The sequence below is a fragment of the Pantoea sp. PA1 genome (assembly GCF_056856975.1).
Genome location: NZ_JBXGEE010000003.1, coordinates 414652 through 435226, shown reverse-complemented (window position 1 = coordinate 435226; position 20575 = coordinate 414652). Strand labels below are relative to the sequence as shown.

The 20575-nt window shown below is 56.6% G+C and carries 20 protein-coding genes; 13 read left to right on the top strand and 7 right to left on the bottom strand.

The features are described 5' to 3' along the window. Positions 1–211 precede the first annotated feature (211 nt). Positions 212–2932, top strand: a complete 2721-nt coding sequence (locus tag AC1V0D_RS15525) for a cation-transporting P-type ATPase (protein ID WP_482907722.1) — start codon at positions 212–214, stop codon at positions 2930–2932. Here AC1V0D_RS15525 and AC1V0D_RS15520 read toward each other — a convergent pair. Beyond that, positions 2921–3952, bottom strand: a complete 1032-nt coding sequence (locus AC1V0D_RS15520) for an AI-2E family transporter (RefSeq protein WP_482907721.1) — start codon at positions 3950–3952, stop codon at positions 2921–2923. The genes AC1V0D_RS15525 and AC1V0D_RS15520 overlap by 12 nt on opposite strands. A gap of 170 nt (positions 3953–4122) precedes the next feature. Here AC1V0D_RS15520 and AC1V0D_RS15515 point away from each other — a divergent pair, with 170 nt between their 5' ends. The 7 genes from AC1V0D_RS15515 to AC1V0D_RS15485 all read left to right on the top strand — a co-directional run bounded on the left by AC1V0D_RS15515 (position 4123) and on the right by AC1V0D_RS15485 (position 10192). Beyond that, positions 4123–4737 (top strand): TetR/AcrR family transcriptional regulator, encoded by a 615-nt coding sequence (locus AC1V0D_RS15515; protein ID WP_325974118.1) that lies wholly within the window; start codon positions 4123–4125, stop codon positions 4735–4737. Positions 4738–4788: 51 nt separating this feature from the next. Beyond that, complete coding sequence (locus tag AC1V0D_RS15510; protein ID WP_482907720.1) at positions 4789–5685, top strand: alpha/beta fold hydrolase; 897 nt, start codon at positions 4789–4791, stop codon at positions 5683–5685. 241 nt (positions 5686–5926) lie between these two features. Continuing rightward, a complete protein-coding gene (locus AC1V0D_RS15505) occupies positions 5927–7117 on the top strand; it encodes a M20 metallopeptidase family protein (protein WP_482907719.1) in 1191 nt (396 codons plus the stop codon). Between the two features lie 13 nt (positions 7118–7130). Then, positions 7131–7979 carry an ABC transporter substrate-binding protein gene (locus AC1V0D_RS15500; protein WP_009092726.1) on the top strand — a complete coding sequence of 283 codons (849 nt, stop codon included), beginning with the start codon at positions 7131–7133 and terminating at the stop codon, positions 7977–7979. Positions 7980–7985: 6 nt separating this feature from the next. Next, positions 7986–8711 (top strand): ABC transporter permease, encoded by a 726-nt coding sequence (locus AC1V0D_RS15495; RefSeq protein ID WP_009092725.1) that lies wholly within the window; start codon positions 7986–7988, stop codon positions 8709–8711. A 9-nt stretch (positions 8712–8720) separates the two neighbouring features. Next, positions 8721–9407 (top strand): ABC transporter permease, encoded by a 687-nt coding sequence (locus AC1V0D_RS15490; protein ID WP_046102848.1) that lies wholly within the window; start codon positions 8721–8723, stop codon positions 9405–9407. Further along, the gene (locus AC1V0D_RS15485) at positions 9404–10192 is read left to right on the top strand and encodes an ABC transporter ATP-binding protein (RefSeq protein WP_058957239.1); all 789 of its coding nucleotides are present in this window, start codon (positions 9404–9406) and stop codon (positions 10190–10192) included. Before AC1V0D_RS15490 ends, AC1V0D_RS15485 begins: the two co-directional genes overlap by 4 nt. A 135-nt stretch (positions 10193–10327) precedes the next feature. Here the strand turns inward: AC1V0D_RS15485 and AC1V0D_RS15480 are convergent, their stop codons facing one another. Then, on the bottom strand, positions 10328–10990 hold the full coding sequence (locus AC1V0D_RS15480) for a glutathione S-transferase (protein WP_476640326.1): 663 nt from the start codon (positions 10988–10990) through the stop codon (positions 10328–10330). Between the two features lie 181 nt (positions 10991–11171). Between AC1V0D_RS15480 and AC1V0D_RS15475 the strand changes: the two genes are divergently transcribed. Beyond that, complete coding sequence (locus AC1V0D_RS15475; RefSeq protein ID WP_476640365.1) at positions 11172–11747, top strand: TetR/AcrR family transcriptional regulator; 576 nt, start codon at positions 11172–11174, stop codon at positions 11745–11747. Between the two features lie 76 nt (positions 11748–11823). On the opposite strand, the gene AC1V0D_RS15470 is transcribed toward AC1V0D_RS15475, so the two are convergent. Beyond that, entirely contained in the window at positions 11824–12423 is a 600-nt protein-coding gene (locus tag AC1V0D_RS15470; RefSeq protein WP_009092720.1) for a TetR/AcrR family transcriptional regulator, read from the bottom strand. A 141-nt stretch (positions 12424–12564) separates the two neighbouring features. Between AC1V0D_RS15470 and AC1V0D_RS15465 the strand changes: the two genes are divergently transcribed. After that, positions 12565–12957, top strand: a complete 393-nt coding sequence (locus AC1V0D_RS15465; protein ID WP_482907718.1) for a RidA family protein — start codon at positions 12565–12567, stop codon at positions 12955–12957. Positions 12958–12998: 41 nt separating this feature from the next. Here AC1V0D_RS15465 and AC1V0D_RS15460 read toward each other — a convergent pair whose 3' ends face one another. The 3 genes from AC1V0D_RS15460 to AC1V0D_RS15450 form a co-directional block, all read right to left on the bottom strand. Further along, positions 12999–14312 carry an NAD(P)/FAD-dependent oxidoreductase gene (locus AC1V0D_RS15460; protein WP_482907717.1) on the bottom strand — a complete coding sequence of 438 codons (1314 nt, stop codon included), beginning with the start codon at positions 14310–14312 and terminating at the stop codon, positions 12999–13001. A 156-nt stretch (positions 14313–14468) separates the two neighbouring features. Beyond that, the gene (locus tag AC1V0D_RS15455; RefSeq protein WP_058957232.1) at positions 14469–15077 is read right to left on the bottom strand and encodes a dTMP kinase; all 609 of its coding nucleotides are present in this window, start codon (positions 15075–15077) and stop codon (positions 14469–14471) included. A gap of 95 nt (positions 15078–15172) precedes the next feature. Beyond that, a complete protein-coding gene (locus tag AC1V0D_RS15450; protein WP_482907716.1) occupies positions 15173–15856 on the bottom strand; it encodes a hypothetical protein in 684 nt (227 codons plus the stop codon). A gap of 279 nt (positions 15857–16135) precedes the next feature. Between AC1V0D_RS15450 and AC1V0D_RS15445 the strand changes: the two genes are divergently transcribed. Beyond that, complete coding sequence (locus AC1V0D_RS15445) at positions 16136–16447, top strand: cupin domain-containing protein (protein ID WP_426606963.1); 312 nt, start codon at positions 16136–16138, stop codon at positions 16445–16447. Between the two features lie 110 nt (positions 16448–16557). Here the strand turns inward: AC1V0D_RS15445 and AC1V0D_RS15440 are convergent, their stop codons facing one another. Beyond that, on the bottom strand, positions 16558–17676 hold the full coding sequence (locus AC1V0D_RS15440; RefSeq protein WP_046102858.1) for an ABC transporter ATP-binding protein: 1119 nt from the start codon (positions 17674–17676) through the stop codon (positions 16558–16560). A 322-nt stretch (positions 17677–17998) separates the two neighbouring features. Between AC1V0D_RS15440 and AC1V0D_RS15435 the strand changes: the two genes are divergently transcribed. Together AC1V0D_RS15435 and AC1V0D_RS15430 are read left to right on the top strand one after the other, a co-directional pair. After that, a complete protein-coding gene (locus AC1V0D_RS15435; protein ID WP_325954136.1) occupies positions 17999–19219 on the top strand; it encodes an extracellular solute-binding protein in 1221 nt (406 codons plus the stop codon). Positions 19220–19260: 41 nt separating this feature from the next. Beyond that, entirely contained in the window at positions 19261–20568 is a 1308-nt protein-coding gene (locus AC1V0D_RS15430) for a carbohydrate ABC transporter permease (protein ID WP_111207194.1), read from the top strand. Positions 20569–20575 lie beyond the last annotated feature (7 nt).

Sequence of the window (20575 nt, the reverse complement as noted above, 5' to 3'; positions counted from 1 at the left end):
ACTGCCTCAGATGACTTAAACCGTAGTTAAACGAAAAGCATCTTGTCATTCTCATAATATAAGTCAGATTTAATTTTGCCCGTTTATGTTATCCATCGGACGTTTCTTACCTAAATATGATATCGGTCATAACCGACGTGCAAGACTTCCCGCAAAATGCGTGCCTTTAATTGCGCCTTTAATTCATCGCTAAATGGCACGAGGTTTATATATGCTAAATAATGATAAGCAGGATAAAGCATCAGCTTTATCTCAGCGCCCCTGGTATCAGCGCAGTGTGACAGAGATATTTTCTGATGTGAAAAGCTCGCCCGCCGGATTATCGACTGCCGAAGCCCAGGAACGTCTGCGGAAGCAGGGCCCGAACGCGCTGCCGCAAAAGGCTGACCAGTCTGCGCTGCTCAAATTCATCGCCCATTTTAAAGATGTGCTGATCTATATCCTGCTGGCGGCGGCGGTGATCACCGCGATGATGGGGCACTGGGTGGATACCTTTGTCATTATTGGCGTGGCCGTGATTAACGCCCTCATCGGCTTTGTTCAGGAGAACAATGCCGAGAAATCACTGAAAAGCATCCAGAATATGCTCGCCAGCGAAGCGATGCTGATTCGGGATGGCAAACAGGTCACGGTGCCGACGCGCGATATCGTGGTGGGTGACGTGGTCATGCTGCGGCCCGGCGATAAAATTCCGGCCGACCTGAGACTGTATGAAGTGAATAATCTGCGGGTTGAAGAAGCAATTCTCACCGGCGAATCAACCGTGGTCTCAAAAAACAGCGATACGCTCAGCGGCGAAAAATCGCTGGGCGACCGACTGAATCTGGCCTTCTCCGGCACCACCGTCAGTTCCGGTACCGCATCAGGCGTGGTCATTGCCAGCGGCGGCGACACCGAACTGGGCCATATCAACGCGATGATCAGCGGCATCAGAGAAGCGAAAACCCCGCTGCTGGTGCAGATCGATAAACTTGGTAAGGCAATTTTTCTCATCATCCTGGCGATGATGGTGGTGCTGTTTATCTTTGGCTATCTGCTGCGGGATATCCCGCTGGGCGAACTGCTGCTCTCCGTGATCAGCCTGGCCGTCGCTACCGTGCCGGAAGGTCTGCCCGCCATTATCTCGATCATCCTGTCGCTGGGCGTCCAGTCGATGGCGCGATCCAATGCGATTATCCGGAAATTGCCGACCGTGGAAACGCTGGGCGCGATGTCCGTGATCTGCTCCGATAAAACCGGCACGCTGACCATGAATGAGATGACCGTGAAAGCGGTGGTGCTGGCGAAGAGCCGCTGGCGTGTCAGCGGTAACAGCTACGAACCCAAAGGGGAGATCGTGGCGGAGCAGGGCAGTGTGAATGCGGCGCAGGACCCCCTGTTCCAGCACTTCCTGCAGGCGGTCGATATCTGTAACGAGAGCCAGCTGCGTCAGGACAGTCAGGGACACTGGACCATCGTCGGTGGCCCGACCGAAGGGGCGCTCAAGGTGCTGGCGGCCAAAGGCCTGACAACCCCGCAGCCGGTGGAAGTGGTCAGCAAACTGCCGTTTGATTCCCTCTACAAATATATGTCCGTCAGCTGTGTGGTTAATGGCGAATCCTGGGTGCTGCTGACCGGTGCGCCAGATGTCCTGCTGACGTTGTGCCAGCAGCAGCAGACCCCGGACGGCCCGGAACCGATTGATCGGGCATACTGGAATGCGGCCATCACCACCTACGCCAGCGAAGGGCTGCGCACCGTCGCTGCCGCCTGGAAAAAAACCGCCGCTCCCGTGACGTCGCTGGATCACGCCGATCTGAAAAGTGAGATGGTTCTGCTGGGGCTGGCCTGCATGATGGACCCGCCACGTCCGGAAGCCATTGCGGCCATTGATGAGTGCCAGAAAGCAGGCATCCGCGTCAAAATGATCACCGGCGACCATCAGGAAACGGCGATGGCGATTGGTCAGATGCTCGGGATCGGTAACAGCCAGGCCGCCATCACCGGTTATGAGCTGGAGCATATGAACGACGCCGAACTGGCCACGGCCGCGAAAACCTATGACATTTTTGCCCGCACCAGCCCGGAACATAAGCTGCGCCTGGTAAAAGCGCTGGAGGCGAGTGGGGAGATCGTCGGGATGACCGGCGACGGCGTGAACGATGCCCCCGCCCTGAAACAGGCTAACGTGGGCATTGCGATGGGCATCAAAGGCACGGAGGTCACCAAAGAGGCGGCCGATATGATTCTGGCTGACGATAACTTCGCCACCATCGCGGCGGCGATCAAAGAAGGGCGTCGGGTTTATGACAACCTGAAAAAGACCATTCTGTTTGTCATGCCAACCTGTATGGCACAGGGGCTGCTGATCATCATTGCGATTCTGATGGGCAATCTGCTGCCGTTAACGCCGGTTCAGATTCTGTGGATGAACATGGCGACCTCGGCCACGCTGTCATTTGGTCTGGCGTTTGAGCCTGCCGAAGCTAACGTGATGCGCCGGCCGCCGCGCAATGTCAAAGCCCACGTTATGGATGTCTACGCCATCTGGCGCGTGGTCTTTGTCAGCCTGCTGATCGCGGTCAGTGCCTTTGTGCTGGAAGCCTGGCTGCAGCCGCGCGGCTATAGCCCGGAGTTTATCCGCACCGTGCTGCTGCAGATGCTGGTAACGGCGCAGTGGGTCTATATGCTGAACTGCCGTAACATCGATGGCTTCTCGCTGGATCGCGGTCTGCTGAAAAACCGGGGCCTCTGGCTCGTCACGCTGGTGCTGATTATCCTGCAGGCGATCATCATTTATGTGCCCCTGATGAACACGCTGTTTGGTACCCGCCCGTTGCCGATTAACTACTGGCTGATTTCGCTGCTGGTCGGCATCGCCATCTTTGCCGTGGTAGAGATTGAAAAACGTCTCACCCGCAGCTGGCGGGTGAAAACGCCGTCACTGCGTTAACTCAGAAATCGGGTCCTGCCGGGGATAACTCGCCAGCAGGACTTTTTTGATCAGAAAGGTCAACGGAATGGCCAGTATCCCGCCGATAATCCCCAGCAGCGACTGCCAGAACAGAAAGGCCAGCAGCTGCGTGGTCAGTGCCAGATTCAGTCGCTTGCCAATCAGCAGCGGTTCAATCACCGAACTCAGACAGAGATTCAGCACCACAAAGAAGAGGGCTACCGCCAGCGCGACCTGCAGATCGAACAGGAGATAGCTCTGGATCACGGGCGGAATGGCCGCCAGAAACGAACCCAGCACCGGCACGTAGTTAAAAATGAACATCAGCACGCCCCAGAAAAAGGCAAACTTCAGCCCGATCAGATGTGCGCCGGCGCCCACGATCACCCCACCCAGAATGCTGGTCAGGGTTTTCACCCGGGCATAAACAATGACGCTCTGAATCCCCTCATGTAACGCCAGATAAAAGGCCCGCTGTTTTCCCTGCATACGCCGTTGCAGCGCATTTTTCAGCAGCGGCATCTCATAGAGCATAAACAGCAGCATCAGGAACACCATAATCCACCAGGAGATCACGCCCGGGATCTGCGTCAGAAAGGCGGTGACGATACGTACTATCGCCCCCGCATCCACAAAGGCCAGTAATCTGTCGGGGGTGACCGCAATATCCAGCCGGGCAAAAGCCAGCGTCAGCTGATCCAGTCGGGCGGCCAGCAGCACCGGCGCCTGACGACTGAGCTGCATCAAATCCGGTGTCAGCACCGAGAGTTTCAGGGTAGTGATGACCATGATAAACAGCATCAGGCTGATCACCAGCAGTGACGAGACGATGCGGGGGATGCGCTTTTTATCCAGCCGGGTAATCAACGGGTCAAGCATGATAGCCAGCAGCATCGCCAGCAGAACCTGGTTGATGAGCGGAGCGGCCAGATAGAGGCCTGTCAGAATAAGGGTCAGGCAGGCGAGCATAAACAGCACGCGTGCCAGCGGTGACCCGGGAGTGAACCAGCGTAGTCCCATGATGGGGCTCCTTCAGCTAACAGAAGCAGCAGTATAGATGAGGCGTCAGCCTGACTGCTTTGCGTCAGGTCAGGGGTGAGAGGCCCTTCGCAGGCGGATGAGAAAGGGTGTTAAAAAAGCTTTGCCCGCCAGGTTAAAACGGCTATCTTAAAGGAAATGATCATTTCCTAATGGAATCGACGATGAATAACAACCCCCATCACGAGCGGGGACGACCCCGGGCGTTCGATACGGATGCCGCACTGGACAGGGCGATGCTGCTGTTCCGGCAGAAGGGGTATCACGCGACGTCAGTCGGCGATCTCGGGCAGGCGATGCAGCTGACCACCGGCAGCATCTATAAGGCCTTTACCGACAAGCGCACGCTGTTTGCAACCGTCTTTGCCCGCTATCTCTCACTGCGCAACAGCAGTCTGGCCGCGCGGCTGGCCGAATGTGAAACGGGCCGGGAGAAGCTGGCGGCGCTGCTGCGTTTTTATGTCGATTCCGTGCGCGACGTTGAAGGTGAACGCGGCTGTCTGGTCGCGGTCAGTGCCGTTGAGCTGCACACCCTGGATGAGGAGCTGGCTGATGCGGTCAGCGCCGCCCTGCTGCGCAATCAGCAAAATCTGCAGCAGCTTATCCGTCTGGGTCAGCAGGATGGCTCAGTCAACCCGTCACTGGAGTGTGACGCCACTGCCTCACTGCTGCTCTGTCTGGTGCTGGGCATGCGGGTGGCGGGCAAAGTGGCGGCCACCCGGCCCGATGCCAGCATCATTCCGCTGGCGCTGAAAATCGTCGACTGAATTTTTTTGCTCATTAAGGAAATAATCGTTTCCTTATTATCAGGAGGTTTTATGCACGCTTTTGCTCCCTATCAGCACCATTTTGTCCGGACAGATTCACAGCGGCTGCACTACCTTAGCGCAGGCCATGCGCAGGCAGAAACCGTGGTGCTGCTCGCCGGATTTCCGCAGAGCAGCTTCGCCTGGCGGGAGGTGATCCCTCGTCTGGCGAGCCGTTTTCAGGTGATTGCACCTGACCTGCCTGGCCAGGGGGATTCAGACTTTCCGCCCGATGGCTATGACACCGACAGCGTGGCGCAGCATATCGTGGCGCTGCTGGATCAGCTGGGTATCCAGCGCTTTCATCTGGTCGGGCATGATATTGGTGCCTGGGTCGCGTGGGCGCTGGCGGCGGGCTTCAGGGAAAGGGTCAGCTCTCTTGCACTGCTGGATGGCGGCATACCCGGTGTTACCCTGCCGGATTCACTGCCTGTTACGGGTGAAAACGCCGCTAAAATCTGGCACTTTGCCTTTCATGGCCTGAACGATCTGCCGGAAGCGCTGATTGCGGGCAGAGAGGCGATCTACCTGGAGTGGTTTTTTAACCGTAAGGCCGCGAATCCGCATCATATTAATGCGGCGGCGCGTCGTGAATATCTGCGCATCTTTCAGCAGCCCGGCGCGCTGCGCGCCGGACTCGCTTTCTACCGTTCGTTTGAGCGCTCTGCAGAGCAGAATCGCCAGCGCGCGCTAAAAGGGAAACTGGAGATACCGCTGCTGGCAGTCAGTGCCGATCAGGGGTCGATACCGGATATGGCCACACCGTTACGCGCGGTGGCGCAGCCGGTGTACAGTGAAAATATTCTCAACTGTGGCCACTTTATTCCGGACGAACAGCCGGAGAAATTAGCGGAAATACTCAAACTCTTTTTTATGCGGCATCCGGATAAGCCGGAACGGATAAATTAACATCAGGGAAAGTAATGTTGCGAAGTGGATTATTAATATTATTACTTATCCATGACTCCCTCATACGGCTTTCCAATAAATAGTTCTATCTTATTGATTTATATTAATTCCTGAAGGCGCATTACGCGTTGCTTTCTGTCACGTGCTGTGAATAAATAAACGGTCATCACCATCCTGTATCAGGATGAAATAAAAATAAGGACCGGCATAGGCATGCCGGTCTGCTATTGCCGGGGCGGCTATGAATCAGGAAAAAGCACGACTGGCCGGGGAAATAAAAGCCAGAGTCAATGAACTTGAATCGCAGTTGGTTGCGATTCGCCGTGATATCCATGCGCATCCGGAATTAGGCTTTGATACGCTGCGCACTGCCCAGGTGGTGACCGACTACCTGCGGGCTCAGGGGCTGGACCCGCAAACCGGCGTCGGCCGCAGCGGCGTTGTTGTGGATATTGTGGGCGCAGAGCCTGGAAAGACGCTGCTGTTGCGCGCCGACATGGATGCGCTGCCCATCCATGAGCAGACGGGTCTGCCGTTTGCCAGCCGCTATCCCGGCAGGATGCACGCCTGTGGTCACGATATTCACACCGCGACGATGCTGGGTGTGGCCACACTCCTGCCGCACTATCGACAGCAACTGAAAGGCCGCGTCCGGCTGATCTTCCAGCCCGCAGAAGAGACGCCTGAGAGCGGTGCCGCAGCGATGATCGCCGATGGTGCGGCAGACGGCGTCGACTGGGCGATAACCCTGCATAACAAGCCTGAACTGACCGCGGGTGAGATTGCGCTGACCCGCGGCGCCAGCACCGCCTCCAGTGACGAGTTTGATGTCACGGTGCAGGGCGTTTCAACCCACGCGGCGCGTCCGCACATGGGCACCGATCCGATCATCGCCACCGTGCATCTCATCAGTCAGTTACAGAGCATCATTTCGCGTGAACGCGATCCGGCGCACTCTGCCGTGTTAACCATCGGACACATTGAGGGCGGCACTACCCACAACATCATTCCTGACAGCTGCCTGTTCCAGGGCACCATCCGGACCAAATCTCCCGAGGTGCGTGCTGCGATGGAAGCCTCGTTTAAACGGATGTGTGAAGGCGTGGCGCTGGCGCAGAATGTGCGGGTTGAGGTGAATTTCCAGCGGGGTGTTCCGCCCCTGATGAATGACGATCGCCTGATTGACGCGCTGGAAGGGATTTTGTCTCATCAGTTCGGTAAAGCCATCATCGCTCAGCCGAGCGCCAGCTTTGGCGCCGAAGATTTTTCACTGTTTACGGAACGGGTACCGGGATGTCAGATCCATATCGGATCGGCAACCCCGGGCCGTGACGATCACCTGCATAACTCCGACTATCAGCCGGATGAACGCAGTATTGCTGCCGGGACGCAGGCGCTGACCCGTCTTGCCATTGATTTACTCTCCGAATAATAAATGAGGTTTTATGATGATGCGTAACCGTCTGTTCACGGCTTCTCTGACCGTGGCCCTGCTTGCCACGTCTGCATTCAGCCAGGCAAAAGATTTTGGCACCCTGAAGTTTGCTACCGAAGCGGCTTATCCGCCGTTTAATCAGACCACCCCGAGCGGAAAGATCGTCGGCTATGAGCCCGATATGGTGGCGGAGCTGGCTAAACGGGCAGGCTTTAAATATGAAATCATTGCCCAGAAATGGTCAGGCATGATCCCGGGCCTGATCGACGGCAAATATGATGCGGTGGTCGATGCGGTGACCGTGACGCCGAAACGGGCTGAGGCGATTGACTTCACCCACCAGTACACCGTCAGCGTCTCCAGCTTTGTTACCGCTAAAAACAGCCCGCTGGCTACGCTGCCAGGCAGTGGCACGGTGGTCACGGCCGATGATGACGCGGGCATGAAAAAAGCGATCGACGATCTGAAAACCACCTTCAAAGGCAAAACCATCGCGGTACAGGTTGCCACCATTCAGGCCGATTTCCTGCAAAAATACCTCGGCGATGTGGCCACCATCCGGACCTATCAGGCCGGTCCTGAAACCTTTGCTGACCTGATGAACGGGCGCGTTGACGCGGTAATGGCATCCCGCACCAACCTCAACGCCTTTGTGAAAAAGCATGCGGATGCGATCAGCAGCAGCGGCTACGGCTTCTCGGGTGGCGTACTGGGCGCGGGCTCGGCGATTGGCCTGCGCAAAGGCAACAGCGAGCTGCAGCAGGTGCTGAATCAGGCGCTGGAGTCGATGATCAAAGATGGCACGCTGAGCAAACTGTCGATCAAATGGTTTGGCGAAGACGTCGCGCCAAAAGCGTAACCGCGGATGCTGATGAACATTGACTGGCAGATGCTGGGTTTTGGGGACGAGGGCTGGGGCGGCGTGCTGCTTAACGCCGCCGCCGTCACCGTCAGCGTTTCACTCTGCGCCTGGCTGCTGGGTGCGCTGCTCGGCAGCGTCCTCTGCTGGATGCAGATCGCCGGTGCGCGCTGGCAGCAGCGGCTGGCAGCCGGTTACATCACGCTGTTTCGTGGCGTACCGGAACTGCTGGTGATCTATCTGTTCTACTTCGGCGGACGCCAGGTGGTTTCCGCCGTCGGCACCGCGCTGGGCCTGCAGGGGCCGTTCGATGTGAACGGTTTTGTGGCGGGAGCGATTGCCATCGGGCTGATCTCGGGTGCCTATCAGAGCGGCGTATTCCGGGGGGCCTTCTACGCTATTCCGGGTGGAACGCTGGAAGCAGCGACCGTCACCGGGATGGGGCGACTGATGATGTTCCGTCGCATCATCGTCCCGCAGGCGCTGCGCACGGCGCTGCCCGGTATGGGCAACCAGTGGCAATCGGTGATCAAAGAGTCGGCACTGGTGTCGGTGACCGGACTGGTTGAAACCATGAATCAGGTCTCAACGGCGGCCAACTCGACCCAGATGTCCTTTTTCTTCTACAGCGTGGGTGCCGTGATCTATCTGATTATCACCACCTGCTCCGATATGGTGTTCCGCTACGTGGAGAAATTTGCGATGCGCGGTCAACAGCGCGTGAAAAGCTAGGGAGTCCACGTGGATATCAACTTTTTACAGCAGACGCTGCTGGCGCTGCTGAAGGGATTGCCGCTGACCATCAACCTGGCGCTGCTGTCGCTGCTGGGAGGGGGCGTACTGGCGCTGCTGCTTAATCTGCTGCGCATGACGCGAGTCGGCAGCCTGTTCTGCCGCTTTTATGTCTGGCTGTTTCGCGGCACGCCGTTGCTGATCCAGATCTTTATGGTCTACTACGGACTCGGCAGTTTACCGGCGGTGCGGGAGAGCCTGTTCTGGCCGCTGCTGCGCGATCCTTACTGGTGCGGCTTGCTGGCGCTGATCCTCAATGATGCCGCCTATACCTCGGAGATCCTGCGCGGCGGGTTGCGGGCTGTCAGCTCGCAGTCACTGGAAGCCGCCAGAGTGTCGGGCATGTCGTCGTACAAAATCTTTACCCGCATCACCCTGCCGATTGCGATCCGTCAGGCGCTTCCGGCTTACAGCAATGAAATCATCTCTATGATCAAAGCGACCTCGCTGGTCAGCACCATCAGCCTGATGGAGATGACCGGCATTGCGGATTCCATCGTCTCTTCCACGTTCCGGGCGCTGGAGGTATTCCTGAGCGCGGCGGTGATCTACCTGATACTGACCATGCTGGTCAGCAAAGGCGTATCAATGCTGGAACGACGCCTGTCACCTTACTACTTTGGAGCACGCTCATGACGGCCCCCACGATTATGCTGAGCCATCTCAGAAAGAGTTATGCGGGACACGAAGTGCTGCACGACATCAGTCTGACTGCCCAGGATGGCGACGTGATTTCGCTGATTGGAGCCAGCGGATCGGGCAAAAGTACGCTGTTGCGCTGCATCCCGTTTCTTGAAGTGCCTCAGGCCGGTGAGATAGCGGTAGGCGAAGTCAGCGTCACGCTGGATAACGCCGATGAAAAACTGAACCGGGAGCAGCGTCGGCGCATTAAGCTGATGCGCATGCAGCTCGGCTTTGTGTTTCAGAGCTTTAATCTGTGGCCGCATAAAACCGTGATGCAGAACATTATTGAAGCCCCGGTTCATGTGCAGAAGCGCAGCCACCGCGAGGCTGTCGAAGAGGCGGAAGCGCTGTTGCACAAGGTCGGGCTGTATGCAAAGCGCGACGCCTGGCCCTCTCAGCTCTCCGGCGGACAGCAGCAGCGTGTGGCCATTGCGCGGGCGCTGGCGCAGCAGCCGAAAGCGATTCTGTTCGATGAGCCGACCTCGGCACTGGATCCGGAGCTGGTGGGCGAAGTCCTGCGGGTGATCCGCGGCCTGGCGGAAGAGGGGCGCACCATGATTATCGTCACGCATGAGATGGGTTTTGCGCGAGACGTGTCGAACAAGGCGGTGTTTCTGCATCAGGGGATCATTGAGGAGTCAGGTTCGCCGGAACAGGTGTTCCTCGATCCCATTTCGCCACGCTGCCGCGCCTTTGTGAACAGTCACTTTGAGCGTAACACCGGCCAGGCAGGCTGAAGCAGGCAGGGCCGCGCAGCGCGAACGACACATTAAGAATGTCAGCAATCCCCGGGCGAACGCCGGGGATTGTTACAGCAGCGAACGGGAAGGTTTCATTCAGACAAACCGCTCCCGCCACGATCTGACCCGGGACTACGCTTTTGCGCCGGGACGGCCTGCGTCTACCATGGCCTGCCACTGCTGATAGCTGGGACGCTGCTGGATCTTCAGGTACCACGCTTTCAGCGCCTCACACTCCTCCGGAATAGCCAGATTCACCAGGGCGGCGAATATCATTCCACCGGTGACGGCGATATCGGCCATTGAGAAAGTGTTGCCCGCCACATAGGGCTGTGAGCGTAAAACGCGGTCAAAGTAGTGCATGCCCCTGAGCGCTTTTTCGCCCATCTTCGCACCCCATTCCGGATTCTGATAAAGCTCAACCTTGGGTCCCAGACCTGCCGTGGCATGATGGAAATAGACGCTTACCGCATCCAGAAATTCAATCTCGGCCCGTTTAGTCATCATATGAATCACCCCCTGTTCCAGCGGGGTCACACCCGTCAGAAGGGGATGCTGATCCTGCCGATCCAGATATTGCGTGATTGCCGTACACTCCGCGATTAGCGTCCCATCACTCAGTTCTAACACCGGCAGTGTGCCTGAGTAGTTGATGGCTAGAAAATCCGCCTTTTTATGTTCCCCTTTCCAGAGATTGACCGGAATAAATTCGACCTGAGAAAGCAGACCTTTTTCCGCCAGGGCTATTCTGACCCGGGCAGGATAGGGGCCGTCATACCAGTCGTAGATTTTCATCGAAGGTTGAGTTGAAACGTGTGATACAGCGTCTGAAGAAGTCATGATTTATTTACCTACCTGTCAAATGGTAGGTGAATTGTGGCCAGGGAAATTCGGCCTGTCAACATCTGTCTACCAGTTGGCAGGTAAAAATTTTTTCCCTATACTTCCTCCTCACGTTTCAGAGGAAAACAGCGTTATGAGCTTGAATGCGCGTGAGGCCATCCTGGCAGCCGCAAAGCGTGCTGCGCAGAATCATGGTTACAACGGGATAAATTTCCGCACCATTGCTGACGAAGTCGGCATCAAAAATGCCAGTATCTATTATCACTTCGCCAGTAAGGCAGACCTTGGCGCGGCTGTGGCAAATCGCTACTGGCAGGATACTGCACAGGTTTTACAGACCATCCGGGAGCAAAGTGCCTCTCCCGCTGAAGCCCTGAAGCACTATCCGCAAATTTTCCGCCGTTCTCTGGCTGACGCCAACAGGCTCTGTTTATCCAGCTTCATGGCGGCCGAATATGATGATTTGCCTGAAGAAGTGAAGCGTGAGGTGCAGTGTTTCGTCGACGCGAACGTGGCATGGTTGCATCAGGTGCTGAATGAAATGACGCCCGATGACGCACAAAAAAATGCGCAGCGTGCGCTGGCCATCTATACCGCGGTTGCCGGTGCGCAGTTAATTGCCCGCACGCGGCAGGACATTACCCTGTTCGATCATCTGATGGCGACCTATGAGGAGAGCGGCCTGATTCCGCTGCCGACGCAAGCCTGAATATCCCCGCCGGAACGCGTTGTTCAGCGACGGGCGGCAGCCGCTGAGCAGGATTCGCGTCACGACGGATAACGCCTCAGGTCTCAACCGCCTGATGGCGCAGGCCGCCTGCCAGTAGCGTGAAGGCTTCTAGCATCTCTGGCAGCGCCTTTTCCGGGTTGCTGCTGGCTGCAACCCAGAGTGCAGCATTGAGGGCGCTGCTGTTAAGCAGATGTGCGGCGGCATCGGCATCGACCGGCTTAACCGCACCGCTTTCAATCAGCCTGACGAGACGTTCCCGTGTGGCCGCCAGGCAGCTGTTCTGGCTGGGCCACTGTGCAGGATCGCCAAGGAAAGCCGGGCCATCCCGCAGAACGATGCGCTGGACTTCGGCATCCATCGCCAGACGAATGTAGGCGATCCCTTCGGCGATCAGCCTTTCCCACTCATCCGTTACCGAAGCGGCCGCCGCCTGAGCCCGCTGCGCCATTTCCCCATCGACCTGCGCCACCACCGCTGCCAGCAACCCTGTTTTGTCGCCAAAATTGTGATAAAGCGCGCCGCGCGTCAGCCCGACGCTCGCCGTCAGTTCATCCATTGAGGCCCCGGCAAAGCCCTTTTCAGCAAAGGCTTTGCGTGCTGCTGCGATCAGTTTTGCACGGTTTGCTTCCATCGTTTCAGCGCGACTGGCTGCCATAAACTCCTCCAGCTTACATACGCCGCGTATATTATTTGACATACGGCGCGTATGTATTATTAATGTGACATACGCGGCGTATATTAAATCATTCCGGTTTGTGCCGCATCCTGCATTCATTCCGTAACCCGAGGAAACACGATGATCACGCGCGAACCCATTTTTCCCGCTCACCGGCACGCACTTTATCAGCAGCATGGCTATTCCGCGGCAATCCGCTCAGGCGATCTGTTGTTTGTCTCCGGTCAGGTCGGCAGCCGGGCAGACGGCACGCCGGAACCTGATTTCGCGGCCCAGGTCGCCCTCGCATTTGACAATCTGGCTTCGACGCTGGCGGCGGCAGGATGCACCTTTGATGATTTGATCGACGTCACCACATTTCACACCGATCCTGAAAATCAGTTTGCGACGATCATGCAGGTCAAAGCGTCCATCTTTCCGCAACCGCCTTATCCCAACTGGACCGCTGTCGGCGTAACCTGGCTGGCGGGGTTCGATTTTGAGATCAAGGTTATTGCCCGCATTCCCGGATAGCGGAAAGTTCTCGTCACACGATCCTGCCAGCGGCACTATGATCAGTTCTCTTTACGTCCCAGGAAACGCTCTTTCATCAGCGAAAGGGCAATGCCGATATCCAGCACGGGCGAGGGCGGCATGAAACTGGCCTGGCCCAGCGACAGCATATCCGCAAGGTGCGGGTTATCCTGCTTCAGCATGAAGTCAGCCATCAGCGAGCCCGCCACGGTCTGTTTCGATACGCCCGCGCCGTTACAGCCGCCCGCCGTGCAGATAAATCTGTTCAGCACCCCCCATTGCGGCGCGCCGTTGCGTGTCACGCTCAGGGTGCCGGACCAGGTGTGAGTGATCTTCACGCTGTTCAGGGTGGGATAGAGTTTGCTGAACAGGCGCTGATGGTGTTGCGTCGCCTGATGGGTTTGTGCCGCAGTGACCTGTCCCCGAAGCGCGGGAATAACATGCTGGCGAATCAGAAAACGGCGGTCGGAGGTGAAACGAAAGGTGGCACCGGCAATGGCATTCACCGGCGTGACGCCCCAGCTCTGCATCGGGGGCAGCGTCGCCAGTTGCGCGTCTGTCAGCGGTTCGGTGATGCTGGCGAAGGTAGCCATAGCGGCCTGACGGGCCAGGCCAGGGCGCAGTTCTGGCGATAACGCGTTGGTCGCCAGCATGACCTGAGCTGTTCTGATTGTGCCAAAAGGGGTCACCACCTCCGCCAGACTGCCGGTACGAATCCCCAGTACGGGTGTATTTTCGAAGCGCTGAACATTTTCCGGTAAATGGTGGTGCAGGCCGGCAATCAGCTGCGCCGGATTAACCAGCACACAGCCCGGCGTGAAGATCCCTTTGCTGTAAAAGCGGGTACCGAGTTTATGGTACAACTCATCGCTGTAAGCCAGCGTCCAGGGTTCATCCATGAGATCGAGATGTCGGCTGTATTCATTTAAAATACGATCGTTGCCCCGTTCCGCCTGACAGTGATATTTGCCCACCTTCTGCCAGTCGCATTGAAGGTTATGCTGCGAAATCTCCTGCTCCAGCTGCCGGATGCCTTCCTGAAGCAGATTCCGGTAAGCATGCGCCTTTTTTAACTCCGCCGTGGAGCTGCCAATATTGTGGGGCAATCCGATAACAAACCCTGAGTTGCGCGCCGATGCGCTCTCCCTTGTGGTACAGGCATCGACGATAACGATTTTCAGCTCGGGTTTAATTTCTGCCAGGCGGCGCGCAAAAGCGACACCGGCGAACCCCGCGCCGACGATAACCCAGTCTGCCGTGATATCGCCTCGCAGAGCCGGCTGCGGCGCATAAGCGTGCCCGCCCGCAGGCCAGCCCGGTTCATTATGATTAAAAGGTAGTGATGCGTAGCGCAATTCCCTGTGCCCTATAGAAAAATAAAGGAATTTTATAAGGGAAAGCAGGATCGCAGTGCCAGCGGTAACCTGACGAAGATTGATTTCAGACAAATTTCGCGGGCAGAGGTCGCTATTCTCTCTACCGCCTTGCCAGCAGGCGATAAGGATTTCAGATTAAATCACCCGGATTATCTCAGCCGTGACCTGCATGGCGGCTTCATCCAGCGTGCCTTCATTACGGCATAAAACCCAGCCGGTGCGGGCAATTTCACGCTCGAACGCCCGCGTGCATTCGGCATGCTCTTCCAGCCTGTGAAGGACCGTGCTTCCCAGCCCGCGGGAGCGTGCTGCCGCCCGTGACCATGAAATCTCAGGCGCGGTGACCACGCCGACATGCAGGTCCGGTATGCGCACGTCCTGCGCGTGGTTCATCTGCAAAATCTCTGCAAACGGGATCCGCCGGCGAAAGGCCGCGTCGGAGGGATACCAGCGATCCATCAGGATAATGCTGTCGGGCGGCTGGCGGGTCAGCACGTTGCGGGAAATCCACGCCCGGCTGGCCGCTAAGCGCTCACAAACTTCCCGTTCCAGATCCAGAGAGGGATCTCTGGCGAGCCGGTTGACCAGCGCCATGGTCTGCGCTCTGTCAGGATCGCTTTTTTTCTCGCAAAGCCGGACCACCTTTCGGTTGTCTGCCCTTAACCGTGCCGTGATCGCTTCCAGCAGGGTCGTTTTACCGGCACCTTTGGGGCCATCCAGAGAAACAAACAGCTGACGATTCATGGTCTGACTGACGGATGAGAGGGGATGTGGGTGAAATCTTTCTTTGCCAGAGACATCTTCTTTCCTGATTGAATGAGCTGATTCTGATCGCGCGATTAATCCTGCAAAGGATAACAGGTTGTCCAGTTGTAGTTGACCTCTGCCAGCATCAGTTCGCCTTCCACCTTCCCGTAATTGAGGGTCTGGCGTGCCAGAAAGAACTGCCGCAGCGGCGCGGGTACATAAGCCGCGCCATAGCGCAGCAGGGTCGAGTGCCAGAAGGCGGCCGGCAGGGCGCTGCCGGTGTGACGCATCAGCAACTCTTCTTTCCAGCGGGAGTTGAGAACCTTTTCGCAGAAGGCGTGACGCAGGTCTGTTGCCGGCGTGTCGGGGATGCCCGCCAGCAACAGCTGTCCCGGCAACGCGACTAAACGAAGATCTCTGATAACAATTTTTTGCCCGTGAAAACCGGACCAGATCGCCCTGAGTTCAGCCATTTTTTCCGGCAAAGGTGCGTGCTCAATATAGAGCGGCAGGGTCAGAGGTAAAAAGGTAAAGTGCAGACCCTGCTCCGGCAAGGTATCGGCCAGAGGGTCATCCCGGGTAAGCTGTTTCAGTTCATCCAGCAGCCGTGAAACCGCGGGGGGAACGGCGGGCTGAATGCCGGTTGCCAGGGCCAGCTTCAGCGGATCGTAATAGCTCTCTTTCTTAATCTCCCCAATCCCCGCGTTTTTCGCCCACATCGCGAGCGTTTTCTCACTGGCAGCGTGATAGAGGTTTTGCAGGGTTGCTGAATTCATGACACTCCTTCTGACAGTCGGGGGAAACAGAGACGCATCGTCAATATTATCCCTGCCTTCGCGTCCGGGCCAGGCGATTCATTCAGTGATCATCCCGGAAGCGGTTAAGCCTCACTACTTACCGGGCTTTATCGGGACTACCGGATCTCCTGATAACGCCTTAACCGGACAACATCGGGACAGATCGGGACAAGCGCGGGCATGAGTCTGGAATCCATGTTGTTGCTCTGCTATTCATGAGGCCGATGACGAAAACGTATGTCTGTTACCGGAGATAGAATGAATTTTTACCGCAGCACAGAATTTACCGGTTCGAAGGCCTGGGACGCTCAGCACATCGCGAGCTTCGGCAATACCAGCGTGAAACTTCACTGGACCGATCGGCCCTATAAGTGGCACATCAACGATGGGCAGGAGGTTTTTGCGGTGATGGATGGGTGTGTTGAAATGCAATATAAAGAACAGGGTGAGATTAAAAGCAGGGTTCTGAATGCAGGCGATATTTTCTATGCCAGTGAAGGGACAGAGCATATTGCGCGTCCCCAGGGCGTTGCCCGCGTGCTGGTCATCGAGAAAGAGGGTTCGGTTTAACCGGTAACCTGTTCCGCCGGGTCAGGAGGCGCATCAGACTGACCGGATAGGCCGCTCCGGCAGTAAAGGCCGTTTCCGGCCTTTTTTCCCGGACATATCAGTCAGCGATCTCAGGCTGCGCGCACCTGTGGCATCTCAATATCTGCGCTGATACGTGCTCCGTCAGCATCAAACACCATGCAGTGCTGCGGATGGAAAGTGGGACGCAGGGTCTGGTAGGGATGGAAGTGCACGTCCCCGGGCAGCAGCATTTTGAAACCATCATAACCGTGGCTCTGCCCAAACAGACAGGTGTTGTTGCCCAGACGTTCCACGACCTCGCAGTGAAAGTGGATGCTGAGTGGCGCATCACCGTTGATCTGAAGCTGTTCCGGTCGGATGCCCAGCGTGATTTCATCGCCAGGCTGCAGCTGGCGCAGAGGTAAAGGAAGCTGCAACCGGTGTTCCCCATCATTGATCAACGCGACCAGCCCCGCCGGGCCACACTGTTCCACGCGGGCGGGCAGAAAGTTCATCCTGGGTGAGCCGATGAAACCCGCCACAAAACGGTTAATCGGATTGTAATAGAGTTCCATCGGTGGGCCGACCTGTTCCACCTTGCCATCGTTCAACACCACAATCCTGTCGGCCAGCGTCATCGCTTCGGTCTGATCATGCGTGACATAGACCATCGTGGTTTTCAGCTCCTGATGCAGTTTTGCAATGTGCAGCCGCATATCGATGCGCAGCTCCGCATCCAGATTCGACAAAGGCTCATCAAACATAAATACCCCGGGATTACGCACAATGGCACGACCAATGGCCACGCGCTGACGCTGGCCGCCGGAAAGCTGCCGGGGTTTGCGATCCAGCAGGTGCGCAAGCTGAAGCGTCTTTGCAACGGTTGCGACCTGATGCTCAATCTGTGCCTTTGGCAGCCCATTCACTTTCAGGCCATAGCCAATATTTTCTGCCACCGTCATATGGGGATAGAGCGCGTAGGACTGAAACACCATTGCCACGCCGCGATGTGAGGGGGCGACATCATTCATCACCTCCTCACCGATCAGGATTTCCCCGTCACTGATCTCTTCAAGCCCGGCAATCAGCCGCAGCAGGGTGGATTTACCGCAGCCTGAGGGACCCACGAAGACCGCAAACTCTCCGGCTTCAATATCAAGCGCGATGTTTTTCAGCGTTTCTGTTTTACCAAAGCGTTTGGTCACATTTCTCAATCTGATGCTGGACATGCTGATCCTCATGGTATGGTTCTGGTGGCTTAAATGTAATACGTATACCAGGTGGTCGCTTTACATGTCAGCCGTGATGCTACCTGCCATGACTATAACGTTACGCCAGGAGGCGCCCTACCGCTGTTTTTGATTTCTGTAATAGCGATCACACATTGGCACGAAGGGGCTGGAGCGTTTCTGATGTTCCGCGTAGCGTAAGCGAAATTGCGATACGTTAATCACGTTGAATTTGCCTGATAACTCCCTGCTATCTGCAAAATTGTCAGGTTTAGATCAGCGGAAATAACTTTAAATGTAATACCTTCACATGAGGCCAGTAATGAAAATCAAAACCAGCGTGACGCTACTTCTGTCAGCATTGATGCTGAATCAATCCGTCTGGGCCGCTCAGCAACTCACAGTCTGGGAAGATATTAAGAAAGCGGATGGCATCAAAGCAGCGGTCGCTGATTTCCAGAAGCAGTTTAATGTTGATGTGAAAGTACAGGAGATGCCTTTTGCACAGCAGATTGAAAAGCTGCGCCTGGACGGGCCGGCCGGAATCGGTCCTGATGTTCTGGTCATTCCTAACGATCAGCTTGGCAGCGCGGTCGTGCAGGGATTACTGGCCCCACTGAAGATTGACGCAGCAGAACAGGGCGCTTACACCCCTTCGGCGATGGCGGCCTTCACGCAGAATAAGGTGGTCTATGGCATACCCAAAGCCGTAGAAACGCTGGTGCTGATTTACAACAAAGATCTGCTGCCCGCGCCGCTGAAAACCCTGGATGAGTATCGCGCGTTCTCGCAGAAGCAGCGCGAGGCAAAACAGTATGGCCTGCTGGCGAAGTTCGACCAGATTTACTACAGCTGGGGCGTGATGGCTCCGATGGGCGCTTACATCTTTGGTAAAAATGCACAGGGTGCCATCAACACTCAGGATATCGGACTGAACACGCCGGGCAGTGTGGAGGCCGTGACCTATCTCAGGCGCTTCTTCAGCGAAGGATTGTTGCCTGGCGGCATCATGGGCGACAACGGCCTTAACGCAATCGACTCGCTGTTTACCGAGAAGAAAGCGGCGGCGGTGATCAACGGGCCGTGGGCGTTCCAGCCTTATCAGGCGGCCGGGATCAACTACGGCGTGGCACCACTGCCGCTACTGCCAAACGGCAAGCCGATGAGCTCCTTCCTGGGCGTTAAAGGCTATGTGGTATCGACCTGGAGCAAAGATCAGGCGCTGGCACAGAAGTTCCTCTCCTTTATCAACCAGCCGCAGTACGTGAAAGCGCGCTATCAGAAAACCCAGGAGATCCCGCCGGTGACTGCGCTGATGAACGATCCGATGATTAAAGATGATGAGAAAGCCAACGCGGTCGCGGTGCAGTCAGCGCGCGCGTCAGCCATGCCAGGCGTGCCGGAGATGCAGGAAGTGTGGGGGCCGGCTAATGCGGCGCTGGAACTGAGCGTTTCCGGCAAGCAGGCGCCAAAAGCCGCACTGGATAACGCGGTGAAACAGATCACCATGCAGATTGAAGCGATGCAGGCCAGTAATCAGTAAGGCCGGTTCACGGGATTACCCTACAGGATAAGGATCAGAGAGTGGCTATATCTTCCGAGGAACATCTGGTGACTGCCAGGCGTCCGCGTCGTCATGCGACGACCGGTGCACTGCTGGCACTGCTGCCTGGCTTCGGCCAGTTTTACCACCGCCAGTGGGCGAAAGGCGTCTGCTTTCTGATTCTGCTCAGCAGCTTTGCCGGCATCTTCCATGATTTTCTGCGAGAAGGATTCTGGGGTCTCTACACGCTGGGTGAAGCGGTGCCGCGTGATAACTCCATTTTCCTGCTGGCGGAGGGAATTATCAGTGTGCTGATAGCCGCTTTCGGCGTGGCGATCTGGGGGTTGTCGGTGCGCGACGCCTGGATCAATGGCGCTAAGCGCGACAGGGGAGAGCCACTTAACAGTGTGCGTCAGCAGTATCAGCTGCTGCTGCGTGACGGCTTCCCCTACCTGATGATCTCGCCGGGCTTTATTCTGCTGGTGTTTGTGGTGGTGTTTCCCATTCTGTTTGGATTCGCCATCGCCTTCACCAACTACAACCTCTATCACACGCCACCGGCGAAGCTGGTGGACTGGGTGGGTTTCAAAAACTTCATCAACATTTTTACGCTGTCAATCTGGCGCTCCACCTTCTTCGATGTGCTGCAATGGACCGTGGTCTGGACGCTGCTGGCGACCACGCTGCAGTGCACCGTCGGCGTGATGCTGGCGATTCTGGTCAATCAGAAGGACCTGCGCTTTAAGCCGCTGATCCGCACTCTCTTTATCCTGCCCTGGGCGGTGCCGGGCTTTGTCACCATTCTGGTATTTGCCGGGATGTTTAATGACAGCTTTGGCGTAATCAACAATGCGATTCTCGACTTCTTTGGCATCGCACCTAAAGCCTGGATGACCGACCCGTTCTGGACTAAAACCGCGCTGATCATGATGCAGACCTGGCTCGGCTTCCCGTTTGTGTTTGCGATGACGACCGGAGTGCTGCAGGCGATCCCTGAAGATCTCTATGAGGCGGCAATCATGGATGGGGCCAGCGCCTGGACACGACTGAAAACCATCACGCTGCCGCTGGTGCTCTACGCCATTGCGCCGATCATCATCACGCAATACACCTTCAACTTTAATAATTTCAACATCATCTACCTGTTTAACAATGGTGGTCCGGCGGTGGCGGGATCGAATGCCGGCGGCACCGATATCCTGGTGTCTTGGATCTACAAGCTCACCATGTCGTCGTCGCAATATGCCATCGCCGCCACGATCACCATTCTGCTGTCGATTTTCGTGGTAGGTCTGGCGCTCTGGCAGTTCCGCGCGACCCGGTCGTTTAAACAAGATGAGATGGTGTAAGGGAGCA

What these genes read in the sequence shown, in the direction of transcription:
- AC1V0D_RS15525 (WP_482907722.1), top strand. Translation starts at nt 212, where the DNA reads ATGCTAAATAATGATAAGCAGGATAAAGCATCAGCTTTATCTCAGCGC.
- AC1V0D_RS15520 (WP_482907721.1), bottom strand. Translation starts at nt 3,952, where the DNA reads ATGGGACTACGCTGGTTCACTCCCGGGTCACCGCTGGCACGCGTGCTG.
- AC1V0D_RS15515 (WP_325974118.1), top strand. Translation starts at nt 4,123, where the DNA reads ATGGAATCGACGATGAATAACAACCCCCATCACGAGCGGGGACGACCC.
- AC1V0D_RS15510 (WP_482907720.1), top strand. Translation starts at nt 4,789, where the DNA reads ATGCACGCTTTTGCTCCCTATCAGCACCATTTTGTCCGGACAGATTCA.
- AC1V0D_RS15505 (WP_482907719.1), top strand. Translation starts at nt 5,927, where the DNA reads ATGAATCAGGAAAAAGCACGACTGGCCGGGGAAATAAAAGCCAGAGTC.
- AC1V0D_RS15500 (WP_009092726.1), top strand. Translation starts at nt 7,131, where the DNA reads ATGATGATGCGTAACCGTCTGTTCACGGCTTCTCTGACCGTGGCCCTG.
- AC1V0D_RS15495 (WP_009092725.1), top strand. Translation starts at nt 7,986, where the DNA reads ATGCTGATGAACATTGACTGGCAGATGCTGGGTTTTGGGGACGAGGGC.
- AC1V0D_RS15485 (WP_058957239.1), top strand. Translation starts at nt 9,404, where the DNA reads ATGACGGCCCCCACGATTATGCTGAGCCATCTCAGAAAGAGTTATGCG.
- AC1V0D_RS15480 (WP_476640326.1), bottom strand. Translation starts at nt 10,990, where the DNA reads ATGAAAATCTACGACTGGTATGACGGCCCCTATCCTGCCCGGGTCAGA.
- AC1V0D_RS15475 (WP_476640365.1), top strand. Translation starts at nt 11,172, where the DNA reads ATGAGCTTGAATGCGCGTGAGGCCATCCTGGCAGCCGCAAAGCGTGCT.
- AC1V0D_RS15470 (WP_009092720.1), bottom strand. Translation starts at nt 12,423, where the DNA reads ATGGCAGCCAGTCGCGCTGAAACGATGGAAGCAAACCGTGCAAAACTG.
- AC1V0D_RS15465 (WP_482907718.1), top strand. Translation starts at nt 12,565, where the DNA reads ATGATCACGCGCGAACCCATTTTTCCCGCTCACCGGCACGCACTTTAT.
- AC1V0D_RS15455 (WP_058957232.1), bottom strand. Translation starts at nt 15,077, where the DNA reads ATGAATCGTCAGCTGTTTGTTTCTCTGGATGGCCCCAAAGGTGCCGGT.
- AC1V0D_RS15450 (WP_482907716.1), bottom strand. Translation starts at nt 15,856, where the DNA reads ATGAATTCAGCAACCCTGCAAAACCTCTATCACGCTGCCAGTGAGAAA.
- AC1V0D_RS15445 (WP_426606963.1), top strand. Translation starts at nt 16,136, where the DNA reads ATGAATTTTTACCGCAGCACAGAATTTACCGGTTCGAAGGCCTGGGAC.
- AC1V0D_RS15440 (WP_046102858.1), bottom strand. Translation starts at nt 17,676, where the DNA reads ATGTCCAGCATCAGATTGAGAAATGTGACCAAACGCTTTGGTAAAACA.
- AC1V0D_RS15435 (WP_325954136.1), top strand. Translation starts at nt 17,999, where the DNA reads ATGAAAATCAAAACCAGCGTGACGCTACTTCTGTCAGCATTGATGCTG.